We start from the raw sequence: 12100 nt of genomic DNA on the forward strand, positions 1-12100 counted from the left end.
GAAGATGACGGGGCCTCATACCGATCTCCGCCCCGATGGATGGATCGCCCACCTGCCCCGCCGGATACAACCTTATGCTCTCCTCGCCAGGCTGGACCGGCCTGTCGGCATCTGGCTGCTGTTTCTGCCGGGTGTATGGGGAATTCTGGCGGCACGGCCACCGGACCGGGAAAGCCTGCGCCTGATCGTGCTGTTTTTGATCGGCAGTGCCGTGATGCGGTCGGCGGGCTGCGTCGTCAACGATATGTGGGACCGTGATCTGGACCGCAGCGTCGCCCGCACCGCCGGACGCCCACTGGCCGCCGGATTGCTGGGCATGCGTCAGGCGGCACTGTTTCTCGGCCTGCTGCTGCTGGCGGGATTACTGGTTCTGCTCCAGCTTCCGCGCATGGCACAAATAGCCGCTGCTTCATCCCTGCTGCTGGTGGCCGTCTATCCGCTCGCCAAGCGCGTGACATGGTGGCCGCAACTGGTGATGGGATTCACGTTCGGCTTCGGCGCACCCGCAGGTGCCATCGCCGCAGGCGCGGAGACAGGGCCGGACTGGTGGCTGGTGGGGTTCCTGTATGCCGCCGCTATTTTCTGGGATCTCGGTTTCGATACCATCTACGGATTTCAGGATATCGAGGATGATGCCGTGATCGGCGTCAAATCCACCTCCCGCCGTTTCGTGCATATGCCGCGGCGTTTCGTGGGCGGAAGCTACGCCTTGATGGTGGTTTTTCTGATTCTGGCCGGGATCAGGGCAGGGCTGCCATGGCTTTATGACCTTGCACTGACTCTGCCCGCCGCGCTGCTGCTGTGGCAGGTACACAGGCTGGATATTCTCAATCCCGCAGCCTGTCTGGGCGCTTTCCGGGCCAATACCCGAATCGGGCTGGCCGTGGCGGGCGCGTTCCTTTGGGGCTGGATCGGATTGTTGCCATGAAAGACACCGCCTTCATCCGCGAGAATACGGCTTGGTCCCGCGCGCCTCTGGTGCCGGAGCTCGGGCTGTTTCTGGCCACCGCCATCACCCCGATCTGGCAGGCCACGGAAGACTGGCTGGCGCAGCGGAATGTCGAGCCGCCTTTCTGGGCCTTTGCGTGGCCGGGCAGTCAGGCCATTGCCCGTCACGTGCTGGATCATCCCGAACTGGTGAAGGGCCGGCGGGTGCTGGATTTTGCGGCGGGATGCGGGCTGGCGGCTTTGGCCTGCGCCCGCAGTGGTGCACAGGAGGCGGAGGCAGCCGAGATAGATGCGCTGGCTCTGGCCGCCACCACGCTGAACGCAACTGAAAACGGCCTGACCGTCCGTCTGGCCGAAGGCGATGTGGTGGGAAACCCATGCCGCTGGGATCTTATCCTCTGCGGCGATGTCTGTTACGAGGCCCCCATGACCCGCCACATCATGCCGTGGCTGCGACACATGGCGAAAACAGCAGAGGTCTGGATTGCTGATCCCGGACGAAGCTATCTGCCGCAAGAAGGTATGACCGCCTTCGCCGAATATACCGTGCCGACCACGCTGGAGCTGGAAGATCGCACCGAACGGCATGTCCGCCTGTTTCGTCTTGCTCCCTGACCCCTATCGCTTCATCAGTACCGGAATACGCGCATGTTCCATCACATGCCGCGTCACCCCCCCCAAAATCATCTGTCTCAGGCGAGAATGGGAATAAGCCCCCATCGCCAGCAGATCGCAGGAAAAATCCTCTGCCGCCTGTAACAACCCGGCTCCGACACTCCCATCGAGCGGGTTGAAATGGGCAATATCCGCTCGAATACCGTGACAGCCGAGGTAATCCGCCAATTCCTCCGCCGCCGGTCCCTGACGGTAATAGGAATCAGCCGTCAGAATACAGACTGCCTCTGCCTTCTGCGCCCATGACAGAACGGCCCGTACAGCCGACGCACTTTCGACCGTGCCGTTCCAGGCAATGCAGACCCGGTTGCCGAGCGTATCCCCCGGCTGATCCGGCGCCATCAGCAAAGGGCGTCCTCCGTCAAAAAGCACCGCGTGCAGCGCCTCGGTCGAGGACAGATCATCGTCCCCGGACGGGCGGGCAATGACGGTGAGATCGGCCACACGGGCCTGCCATGCCACGATGTCCTCCTCCTGCCCTGTCCTTTCCTCCAGCCGGATGGAGACGGGGGGGTGCCGGTCACGGGTGACGGCATCAATCATCGCCTGAATGGCCACGCCCCGCTCCCGTGCTTCTGTCTCCACCGCCTCGATCATGTCTTGTACCATCGCACCGGACAGACCTTCTGCAGCCAGCGGTGCTATGTCACTGCTATCGGTACGGATGTGAACGGCCAGAATTTGGGCCTCCCATCTGGCAGCGGCCTGTATCGCGACCGCCAGTGCGGATCGGCCACGGCTCGGGCAACGGAGCGGTAATAAAAGCTTGCGAATAGTCATAGCAGCTTCCTTTTCCGATGATCATCACCCTGTTCCGCCTTGTGGGGATCTGTCTACGCCCGATCCTCCGGCGTTACCGGCCTTATCGAGAGAACCTGATCGGTCTTGATCGCGCCATATAAATGCGGGAAAGGCGGCTGATTCGGCTCCGATACCTCCCAGCGCAACGGTGCGGACAGGTCATCAGCCGACAGAAACAACAGCAGCAGACCGTCCTGATCAGGGTAATGAAGCCTCAGCACGAAAGAGAGTTGCTCCGGAGTACAGAGATGGATGAATCCCTCCCGCTCCAGACCCGGCGGCGCATAGCAACCCTCCTTTAAAGCATTCTGCCAGTCTTCCGGACTGATGATGTGCAGCAATGCCGGGGTTGTGCTCATCTCAGCCCTCCTTCGAAAGGGGTGCACAGGCGGCTTCCAGCCATGCCTGCTCCGACGCGGGCAGCAGCGGGCCGATCTCTGCCAGGACGCGGGCGTGATAGGTATCGAGCCAGACCCTTTCAGCCTCTGTCAGTAAACCAGGCTCAATCAGGGTGCGATCAAACGGGGCCAGGGTCAAAGTCTCGAAGCCGAGAAAAGGACGGGCGGTATCCAGCATGTCCCTTTCCTGCACCAGCAGCAGATTCTCCAGCCGGATGCCGTATTCGCCAGGCTGATAATAACCCGGCTCGTCGGACAGGATCATACCCGGACACAGCGCAACAGGACGGCCCGCGCGGGAGAGAGAGGCAGGTCCCTCATGCACCGACAGATAGCTGCCGACGCCATGACCGGTGCCGTGATCGTAATCAAGCCCCACATCCCACAAGGACCGGCGCGCCATCGCATCGATATGCGGTCCGGCCACCCCTTGCGGAAATTGCAGCGTCGCCACGGCGATATGCCCTTTGAGAACCCTTGTAAAACGGTCCCGCAACAGCGCAGGCGGTGCATCCGGTCCGGTCCAGATCGTGCGGGTCACATCCGTGGTGCCATCCAGATACTGGCCGCCGGAGTCGATCAGATAGACTTCGTTCGATCGCAAAGGCCGGTCTGTTTCCACCGTGACGCGGTAATGGATCACCGCGCCATGCTCTCCGGCACCAGAGATGGCAGGAAAGCTTTCTCCCCTGAACTCATCAGCCTGCTGCCGGAACGACAGCAGACGGGCAGCGGCGCTGGCCTCGGTTTCTCCCTCCCGCAGCGGATTCAGGCTGTACAGAAAACGGCACAGAGCCACGGCATCGCGCCGGTGGGCATGTCTGGCCCCCGCCTGCTCCACCGCGTTCTTGCAGGCGCGCGGCAGAGCGCAGGGATCAGCCCCGGGACTCAATACGGCCCCTGCCTGCCGCAGCACCTGTGCAAACCAGACCGGAGCCGTGGCCGGGTCGAGCCGCACGGTTTTTCCCTCCAGCGCCTGCAAGGCTGCTGCCAGCTCCGTCCGGGGCTGCAGGGTTATGTCAGCGCCAAGCCATTGCGCCGTGGCAGCGGGGATTTTCTCCGGGGCCATGAACAGCGCCACCTTGCCATCCGCGAACAGAACCGCAAATCCCAGCGCATAGGGCGTGAAAGGCACATCCTGCCCGCGAATATTCAACAGCCATGCCAGAGAAGCAGGGTCCGTCAGCACCACCGCATCCTCGCCGGCCTCGACCAGGACATCCCCGATCTCCGTCCGTCGGGACGCGGAATCCTGCCCTGCCCTCTCCAGCGGATGAGGCACGGCCGCAGCCAGAGGCGGCGCTGGCCGGTCAGGCCACACCGCATCGACCGGATTGGCGGCAACCGGCACCATGTCCAGCCCCGCTGCAGTAAAGCGACCCAGCCCATCCTCGCTGGTTAGCAGCGGATCATAGCCGATCCGCGCCCCTTTCCCTGCGGCGTTTGCCAACCAGAGCGGAGGAGGTGTCTCGATGATATGGCATTGCTCCCAAAGAGAGGAATCCGTTTCCTGAGCGGCCTGAAGCGTATAACGCCCATCCGTGAACAGGGCCGCACGCTGGCGCAACACCACTGCAAGACCAGCACTCCCCGTGAACCCGGTCAGGAAGGCCAAACGCTCCGCACAGGGCGGAACGTATTCGCCCAGATGCTCATCAGCGCGCGGAATAATGAACCCTTCCAGTCCCTGTCCCGTGATCACCGTCCTGAAGGCCGCGAGACGTGCCGCTGCCTGAGCATTCCGTCCCGTCTCCACCGTTGCCATCCTGCCGCCCTTATCTCTTTTTGCACTGCAACATATGCATGCCTGTCTTTTACTCTTTACTCGCCGCTTTTAGAGGCAAATAGATCATATAATCACCACAAGGACGCTGCCTTCCGAATCAATGCCAAGGAGGCCCGGCAGTGCCTCAGGGAACCGATCACATGACCACCACGACCTTCAATCAGGGTTTGCTTTCCTCCCGCAGCCTGCCCGCACAAATCGTTGCCGTCCATGGCTCCGTGCGCCAGCAGTTGAAGGCTGTTCACCAGCGCCTGCAGAACGAGCGCGCCCGGCGTTGTACAGCCCGCATTCTGGCAGCCCGCACGGATCAGGAACTGGACGATCTGGGTCTGCATCGTGGTCAGCTGCGCATCGAGCGCACCGGTCTGTTCGACTGATTCCTTCCGCCGACCTGATCGGATAGAAATGGGCGCGATCCTTTCGGGATCGCGCTTTTTTATTGGTCGCCGCCGAGGCTGGTGCGTGCCAGACGGTCAAATTCCTCGATCGTCAAGGTCTCCGCCCGACGATCACCGGCAATGCCCGCACGGGACAGCAACCCTTCGCCCCCCAGTGATTTGAGGGCACCGCGCAGCATTTTGCGCCGCTGACCGAATGCAGCCGCCGTGACCCGCTCCATCGCCGTGAACAAAGCCGGGGATGGTTGTTCCTCACGCGGCCACAGCGCTGCCACAGCGGAATACACTTTCGGAGGCGGATGAAAGGCTCCGGGCGGCACCGACATCAGCATTTCCACCCGGCAGGTCCACTGGGCCAACACCCCCAGACGACCGTAAGCATCGCTGCCCGGTGCAGCACAGATTCGTTCCGCCACTTCCTGCTGGAACATCAGGGTCATGCTCTCGAACAGCGCCGCCTGACGCAACCAGCCAACCAGAAGGGGCGTGCCGACATTGTAAGGCAGGTTGGCGACAATACGTCTCGGCCCCGTGGTCAGCGTGCCAAGATCGACCCGCATCGCATCCGCTTCCAGCACCGTCAGACGATCCGGATAGAAACCGGCAAGCTCCTCCAGCGCCGGGATTGCCCGATGATCGAGTTCAATCGCCACCACCCGCTCTGCCGCGGTCTCAAGCAAGGCACGGGTCAGGCCGCCCGGCCCCGGCCCGATCTCGATCGCTGTACGGCCCTGCATCGGGCCGGCTTCCCGCACGATTCGCGCCATCAGATGCGGATCGAGCAGAAAATGCTGACCCAACGCCTTGCGCGCTTCCAGCCCATGGCGGGCAATAACGTCGCGTAAGGGCGGAAGCGCCGGAGGGGAGGCAGGCACTGTCCCGACAGCCGCCTCAGTCATGGCCCCGCATATCGATCAGGGCGCGACGGCGCAGCTCACGCTGAAGCTGACGGCTAGCGGTTTCAACACGTTCGCCCAGAATCTGATTGGAAATATCTTCCTTGGCCGGCAGACCGAAATTCTTCTGGGTCCGGCTGCACACCATCATGATGGCAATACCGTCCTGAGAGACGATCGGCTGGCTCGGCTGACCCACCGGCAGCGAAGCCAGAAGGGCACGAAACTGCGGCGGATTAATGCTTTCCAGACGCAGCTCACCGGGATCGGAGGGCCGCGATCCTCCCATCGCCTTGCTGGCGGCCTCGACTGCGGCACAATCATGCATACCGGCGGCAGCGGCCTTCGCATGCTCCAGCGTTTTCCGCTGCTGATCGGTGGGCGCTGCCGGATTGAGCGGGGTCGTAAACGGATAGAAAACCTGTCGGATCGATAAGGCAGTCCCCTGATCATTACCGATGATCCGCTTGCCGCGCAGGGCCACGATCTCGATCCCCCCCGCCACATCGATCGGGTTGCTGATCGCCCCGGGAGGCATTTCCTTCAGCACCGACACAACCTGCGGATCAAGCTGATTGGGCTGCACCCATCCCAGATCACCGCCTTCAAGCGCGGTCTGACTCTGGCTGAACTGGGCGGCGACAACGGGAAAAGGCGCTCCGCTGCGTAGCTGCTGGATGACCGTATCGGCAAAATCATGGGCCGCCTGCGCACGGGAGGGATCATCAACGGGGATGAAAATTTCCGAAACGCGATATTCCGTCTGGCCTTTCTGGGATGCCAGCAGTTCTTCCTCGTCCTGGATTTCCTTGTCACTGATCCTGACACGCTCCCCCAGCTGCTGACGCAGCACACGGGTCCAGCCCAGCTGAACACGAATCTGGTCGATCAGCGTACGCATGCTGACCCCATCCGCAGCCAGTTTGTGGCGCAGCGCATCCGGCTGCATGCCGTTCCGCTGCTCCATCCCCTGAATGGAGTGGGCAATATCGCTGTCGGTAATAACGATACCGCGACGCTGGATTTCCTGGAGCCGCAATTTCTCGTCCACCAACTGGCGCAGGACCTGCGGAGTCAGACGATCCAGCACCTCCTTTGACATTGGCAGGCCTGTGGACATGGCAAACAGCCGCCGACGCGCATCCACATCGCCCTTGCTGATGACATCGCCATTCACGACCGCGACGATACTGGTCTCATCAGGCGAAGAAGCCGGTGCCTTTGCCTTGCCAGTGGCACTCTCCCCATGGGATGCAGCCAAGGCCGGATGGGCGGAAAACAATGCCATACCGACAAGAAAAAGGGCGCGGAAACGGTCAACAGCCATGAGGGTAAGCGTCCTGTCCTGATCCTGATATCTCTGATAGCCAGCAGCAGCCCGCTTAGAAAGCCCGGAAGCCAAACGATCCCAGCGTTTTAAACGTCAGAGAGAACATGATGGTCTCGTTCCCGGTATCGTTCAGGATCGAGGTATAGCGTTTGTACAAACGCATCGCCAAAATGAAGCACTCATTCTCGTAAGCAATGTCGCCACCCAGCGCCACCATCTGCTCGGCTTCCAGATTGCGACGCGCATAGGCGCTGAAGCGCCAGTGCTCATAATGCGTCGACAGGCCGAGCATGGCTTCGTTACGCGGTGTCGTGACCAGCTGATAGACGGGCGTAGAGGCAGGCAGCACCGTACCGGGCGCATAGGTCAGATCGTAAAAATTATTCTCGGCCGTATACAGATATCCCACACTGGCGCGCAGCCATGATGGTCCAAAGGATGCCACGGCCTCCCCGTAATGGATCCGACCGCTCTTGTGATCGAAACGGCCCCGTGTGGTCAGATCATATCCGATGCCGCTCAGGCTGACCCGCCCGACAATATCCGAGGCACGGTCGGACAGACCCAGCCCCGGCATGAATGTATCATCCCGATGGGTCCGATAGGACTGGCCAACCAACCCATCCAGCATGGTGGTCTTGTATTTCCAGGAGGCATGAAGACCGACATTGGCGCGGATGCCGCCTTCCATACGGTCAAGGCCATTGAAACGATTGAGCGAAAACAGATTGGCATCTGTAAACTGCGTCACCAGACTGTCTTCATTAGGGAAATAGCGATACCCGCCTCCCCCTGTATTGGGGGCGACGATCAGCTGGGCGATCGGCTCGACCACCTGTGTGCCCCACTGTCCCGCACTGCGGGCCAATGGAAGCCTGACCTCGACCGCCGCCTGTGGCAGAGCACGCGCATCGGTTGTGCTGGTATAGGGTGCATAGACCGGCTGCTGGTTCAGCCCCGTCGCATTATAGGCGACCGTATCGCCATGCAGCGTGAATTTCCACAGATCGCCGAAGCGCCCGATGGCAGGCCGGTCCCAGTTGAGGCTGAGCGAAGCTCTCTGATCCGAAACGCCCTGCTCGCGCAGGACACTGAAATCATCGGTCCTGAGCGAAAAATGTCCTCCCAGTGAATCCGGCTGCCCCGCATATTCATAGATATAATGCGGCAGGACGTAAGGAACCGTCGAATTGGCGAAGGAGCCACTGATCCCCTGATAGGACATCGCATTCAGGCGAGTATAGGAACCCTGACCGAAGCCCTCCAGATAGATATTGTTCGACAGGACGTTCGTGCCGACGCCGGAAATATGATAATCGCGCAGATAGGCAGCCGAGGTCGCATTGTTCAGATTGAAGCCGTAACGCCATGTATCGTCATAGACGAATTCGCCCTTCGCGAAGATCAATCCCTGAAAACCGGGTCGGATCGGGTCGTAATAGGCGTTACTGTCGGTGCGGCTGGACGACGCCACATAGGCGGCCGCCACATTGATCTGCATGTCCCCGCTATTGAACTTCTTCCGGTAATAGGCCTGCAATTGCGGTCCGGTCTGCGAGGGCAGGGTCGCGGTCAGAGTGACATCGGATGAGTCGTCGATCACCAGATAGTACGGAACCCTGGCAAAAACACCCAGATAGCCGGACTGGCCAATCCCGGGCACCATGAAGCCGCTCTTGCGCCTCACCGAAGGATCAGGATGCGACATGTAAGGGAGGTACAGCACCGGAATGCCGTAAATCTCCATCACCGCATCCTGATATTCGATTTTTTTCTCCTCCAGATCCTGTGTGCCGGTAAAGGCGCGGATCTGCCAGAAAGGCGGCTTTTTCGGGTCGTCCAGACACAGGTTACAGGTCGTGTAGAGCACCCGACTCATGTCATTGACCTTGCCATCGGTACGACGCATGCCGTTGGCAACCAAACGACCATTGAATTTCAGCAGGGCGCGCATGTTTTTCATTACGCCGTCTTTCATGCCCTGGCTGAGTTCGGCGTAATCGCTGAACAGAACCTCGCCATCCGGCTCCAGCAGCACCACATTGCCAGATGCGGCGGCAACATTGGTGTTACGATCATACGTGACCTTGTCGGCGCGCAGTACATGGTCGCCCTGCCACGCTTCTACATGCCCCTCCGCACTGACCAGCGAGCCATCACGGTCATATGTCAGATGATCGGCGGTGAAGGTGACCGGCGTCTGGCCACTGACCGTAGAGCCTTTGTTGTGTGGTGAGGGGGCCGCCACGGGCGGAGGGGCGGAGGCTCCGTTCGGATCGCTGCCCACCATGGCAGGCTCCAGCGCCGAGGAACCGCTGGCACCGGGGGAGGATGTCTGGTTGAACTGATTGAACAGGCTGTCATTCGCCTGCAGGGAACTGACCTGGGCAAAGGCCGAAGCCCCTCCGGCCAGCATGCACACTGACATCACACCCAGAAACAATGATAGGTGGTGATCATGAACAGAAGCCGTCAGCCCTTGCAGGACCAACCGCGTCTTCATTCTTCCGATACCGTTTCGTTTCATGTGCATGCGTGTCCTTAGCCTGTCCGCGCACGATCTGTCAGCATATCAGCCGTCTTCCAGATGCAGCAGCAGCGCCACTGCCAGCATCAACCCGGCGACTGAAGGCGCCCATGCCGCCAGCACCACTGGCACAGTGCCGGACTGTCCGAATTCCTCTGCCACTTTGGAGATGACGAACAGACAAAATCCGGCCGCCACGCCACTGCCAATCATTCTGGCCACCCCGCCCCGACGGGAAGGTCGCATGGAAAACCCCGCCGCCACCAGCGCCATGGTGGCACATAACAAAGGAAGGGCCAGCAGAGACTGAAAGCGCAGACGATGCCGCAACGATGAAAACCCCGACCGGTCCAGCAGACGGATGAAATCCGGCAGGCTCCAGAATGACAGCGTATCGGGGGAGGCAAAGCTTTCCTGAATACGCCGCACGGTCAGATCGGTCGGGATCTCCACAGTATGCGGCGGGTCCGGCAGATGGCTGGGACGCAAGACTCTGGCATTGTCCAAAACCCATTGGCCGGAGACTAGTCTGGCTGTTGCCGCCTCGATCCTCTGGACCAGGCGATCCTCAGAATCCAGCCGGAAAACACTGATCGAAGAGGCTTGCAGACTGTTTTTATGCGCCGCCACCTGCATCGCATGGATGATCGACACACCGTGCGGGTCCAGCCCCGGATCGGACTGACGCAGCCAGAGCTGGCCGCCCGCCAGCCGCATCGGGCCGCCACTGGTACGCAGATAGGTATTGTCGAGCTGCTCTGCCCGCGACAGCATGACCGATGAGAGCGGACTGATCACCGTCATGGCCAGCACCCCCAGCAGGGCAGCGGCCCCGACCGGCAGCGCCAGAAACTGCCAGGCGGAGATGCCCGCAGCCCGGGCCACAACCAGTTCCGAGGAACGGGTGAGTCGCCAGAATGCACCAATCCCCCCCAACAAAACCGCGAACGGCAGGATGGTGATGCTCATCCATGGCAGCCGCAAGGCCGCGATGGTCGAAACGAGCCCAAATGAGACATCAGGCTTCGTGGCCGCCCGACGTAACAATTCAATGAAATCGAACAACCCGACCAGCAGAGTAAGGGCAACGAGAACAACCAGCGCTGCGGCCAGAAAAACCCGGGTGATATAGGAAGAAAGGGTCAAGGCGCGGATCATTTAACGCGCCCCTGACGGAGGAATACTGGCAAACCTGTTATGACCAGTCTCTCTGGAAGATGTCCTCCCGCGCCATTCCGGCCGGAACATGATCCAGGCACCGGCCATACCGGGCGCAATAGCTGCAATCCAGATCAGGGGAATCAGTTGCGGCAGTTTTGCCGCCGCATTCGCCACGGCCAGTCCAACAGCCAGCAGAGCCACCACCACCAGCGCCGCCACACCCGGACGCAGCAGACCACCATGTCGACGAAAAGCGCCGTTCAACACCGAAACCAGCGCCACCACCGCAAAAGACAGCACATTGAGCGGACCAGACAGACGCCTGTGCGCCTCCACCCTCAGCTTTGGAATATCCCGCACCATCACCTGTGAAGGATCGGGATGCAAAAGCTCGGTCAGCGACATTTCATTGGCATCGCGCGACCGCTGTTCATCCTTGCCGGATTGTTCGAGGCTGATCGTGTTCTCGTTGAAAGTCAGAATATTCAGCCGACCCGTATGGCGGTCCAGCTCCTGCCGGCTACCGCTTTCCAGCACGACCTGAGGCGCACCATTATGACCCTGCTCCATCCGTCCACGCTGGGCGATGATCGTCGCATGGCTGTCGGCCTTGCGGGCATCATCAATCAGGATGCCATGCAATGTCCCGTCCGCATCGCGTTTACGTATGTAGACGATCATGTCATCGGAAATCGGTGTAAACACGCCATCCTGCAACAGGAAAGCCGCCATCTTGTTGCGGATTTCCCACTGATACTCCCGGAAGGCGCTGAAAGCCGCCGGCACGATCCACAGATTCAGGACGAAGGACAGCAGCATGGTCAGCAGTGCCACCAGCAGCGCCGGACGCGCCATGACCCAGCTGGACAGCCCGGCCGCCCGCATGACCGTCAATTCCCGATCCCCTGCCAGACGCTGATACACAAACTGGACCACAACATAAGTCGTGATGGGAATGATCACCGCCACAAAGCTGGGGATCAGCAGACCGGTCAGTTTCAGGAACACAAAAACGGACAGGCCGCGATTGACCACAAGTTCGATGAAACGCAGCGACTGGGTCAGCCAGATCAGCGCCACCAGCCCGCAGGTGCAGGCGACCAGCGCAACCAGCAACTGGCGCATCACATATCGGTCGAGTGTCGTCAGTCTCAGGCTCATGGGCATTGTCTGGGACAGG

Annotated in this window: 11 protein-coding genes; 3 read left to right on the forward strand and 8 right to left on the reverse strand. The window is 60.7% G+C overall.

All coding sequences use genetic code 11. The features are described 5' to 3' along the window. Window positions 1-4 precede the first annotated feature (4 nt). Complete coding sequence (gene ubiA / locus GbCGDNIH6_RS10880; RefSeq protein WP_072564556.1) at window positions 5-928, forward strand: 4-hydroxybenzoate octaprenyltransferase; 924 nt, start codon at window positions 5-7, stop codon at window positions 926-928. Then, window positions 925-1563, forward strand: a complete 639-nt coding sequence (locus GbCGDNIH6_RS10885; protein WP_072563916.1) for a class I SAM-dependent methyltransferase — start codon at window positions 925-927, stop codon at window positions 1561-1563. The genes ubiA and GbCGDNIH6_RS10885 overlap by 4 nt, the downstream gene beginning before the upstream one ends. A 3-nt stretch (window positions 1564-1566) precedes the next feature. On the opposite strand, the gene GbCGDNIH6_RS10890 is transcribed toward GbCGDNIH6_RS10885, so the two are convergent. The 3 genes from GbCGDNIH6_RS10890 to GbCGDNIH6_RS10900 are packed head-to-tail and all read right to left on the reverse strand — an operon-like array spanning window position 1567 to window position 4587. Further along, on the reverse strand, window positions 1567-2403 hold the full coding sequence (locus GbCGDNIH6_RS10890; RefSeq protein WP_072563919.1) for a universal stress protein: 837 nt from the start codon (window positions 2401-2403) through the stop codon (window positions 1567-1569). 53 nt (window positions 2404-2456) lie between these two features. After that, the gene (locus tag GbCGDNIH6_RS10895) at window positions 2457-2783 is read right to left on the reverse strand and encodes a DUF952 domain-containing protein (RefSeq protein ID WP_072563921.1); all 327 of its coding nucleotides are present in this window, start codon (window positions 2781-2783) and stop codon (window positions 2457-2459) included. 1 nt (window position 2784) lies between these two features. Beyond that, window positions 2785-4587 carry an aminopeptidase P family protein gene (locus tag GbCGDNIH6_RS10900; protein WP_072563923.1) on the reverse strand — a complete coding sequence of 601 codons (1803 nt, stop codon included), beginning with the start codon at window positions 4585-4587 and terminating at the stop codon, window positions 2785-2787. A 161-nt stretch (window positions 4588-4748) separates the two neighbouring features. On the opposite strand from GbCGDNIH6_RS10900, the gene GbCGDNIH6_RS10905 reads away from it, so the two are divergent. Continuing rightward, window positions 4749-4985 carry a DUF1127 domain-containing protein gene (locus GbCGDNIH6_RS10905; RefSeq protein ID WP_025287491.1) on the forward strand — a complete coding sequence of 79 codons (237 nt, stop codon included), beginning with the start codon at window positions 4749-4751 and terminating at the stop codon, window positions 4983-4985. A 59-nt stretch (window positions 4986-5044) separates the two neighbouring features. Here GbCGDNIH6_RS10905 and rsmA read toward each other — a convergent pair whose 3' ends face one another. The 5 genes from rsmA to lptF all read right to left on the reverse strand — a co-directional run bounded on the left by rsmA (window position 5045) and on the right by lptF (window position 12081). Next, window positions 5045-5905, reverse strand: coding sequence for a 16S rRNA (adenine(1518)-N(6)/adenine(1519)-N(6))-dimethyltransferase RsmA (gene rsmA / locus GbCGDNIH6_RS10910; protein WP_072563925.1), 861 nt, complete (start codon window positions 5903-5905; stop codon window positions 5045-5047). After that, complete coding sequence (locus tag GbCGDNIH6_RS10915) at window positions 5898-7229, reverse strand: peptidylprolyl isomerase (RefSeq protein WP_232449816.1); 1332 nt, start codon at window positions 7227-7229, stop codon at window positions 5898-5900. Before GbCGDNIH6_RS10915 ends, rsmA begins: the two co-directional genes overlap by 8 nt. A 55-nt stretch (window positions 7230-7284) precedes the next feature. Beyond that, complete coding sequence (locus GbCGDNIH6_RS10920; protein WP_198355761.1) at window positions 7285-9735, reverse strand: LPS-assembly protein LptD; 2451 nt, start codon at window positions 9733-9735, stop codon at window positions 7285-7287. Between the two features lie 69 nt (window positions 9736-9804). Then, the gene (lptG, locus tag GbCGDNIH6_RS10925; RefSeq protein WP_072563931.1) at window positions 9805-10917 is read right to left on the reverse strand and encodes an LPS export ABC transporter permease LptG; all 1113 of its coding nucleotides are present in this window, start codon (window positions 10915-10917) and stop codon (window positions 9805-9807) included. Continuing rightward, window positions 10918-12081, reverse strand: a complete 1164-nt coding sequence (gene lptF / locus GbCGDNIH6_RS10930) for an LPS export ABC transporter permease LptF (RefSeq protein WP_232449818.1) — start codon at window positions 12079-12081, stop codon at window positions 10918-10920. It abuts the gene before it with no gap. Window positions 12082-12100 lie beyond the last annotated feature (19 nt).

It is taken from the genome of Granulibacter bethesdensis, assembly GCF_001889525.1.
Classification (GTDB): Bacteria; Pseudomonadota; Alphaproteobacteria; order Acetobacterales; family Acetobacteraceae; genus Granulibacter; species Granulibacter bethesdensis_C.

Bases quoted from the DNA above. Each gene is read 5' to 3' on its own strand.
- ubiA (WP_072564556.1), top strand. From the start codon at position 5: ATGACGGGGCCTCATACCGATCTCCGCCCCGATGGATGGATCGCCCAC.
- GbCGDNIH6_RS10885 (WP_072563916.1), top strand. From the start codon at position 925: ATGAAAGACACCGCCTTCATCCGCGAGAATACGGCTTGGTCCCGCGCG.
- GbCGDNIH6_RS10890 (WP_072563919.1), bottom strand. From the start codon at position 2,403: ATGACTATTCGCAAGCTTTTATTACCGCTCCGTTGCCCGAGCCGTGGC.
- GbCGDNIH6_RS10895 (WP_072563921.1), bottom strand. From the start codon at position 2,783: ATGAGCACAACCCCGGCATTGCTGCACATCATCAGTCCGGAAGACTGG.
- GbCGDNIH6_RS10900 (WP_072563923.1), bottom strand. From the start codon at position 4,587: ATGGCAACGGTGGAGACGGGACGGAATGCTCAGGCAGCGGCACGTCTC.
- GbCGDNIH6_RS10905 (WP_025287491.1), top strand. From the start codon at position 4,749: ATGACCACCACGACCTTCAATCAGGGTTTGCTTTCCTCCCGCAGCCTG.
- rsmA (WP_072563925.1), bottom strand. From the start codon at position 5,905: ATGACTGAGGCGGCTGTCGGGACAGTGCCTGCCTCCCCTCCGGCGCTT.
- GbCGDNIH6_RS10915 (WP_232449816.1), bottom strand. From the start codon at position 7,229: ATGGCTGTTGACCGTTTCCGCGCCCTTTTTCTTGTCGGTATGGCATTG.
- GbCGDNIH6_RS10920 (WP_198355761.1), bottom strand. From the start codon at position 9,735: ATGAAGACGCGGTTGGTCCTGCAAGGGCTGACGGCTTCTGTTCATGAT.
- lptG (WP_072563931.1), bottom strand. From the start codon at position 10,917: ATGATCCGCGCCTTGACCCTTTCTTCCTATATCACCCGGGTTTTTCTG.
- lptF (WP_232449818.1), bottom strand. From the start codon at position 12,081: ATGAGCCTGAGACTGACGACACTCGACCGATATGTGATGCGCCAGTTG.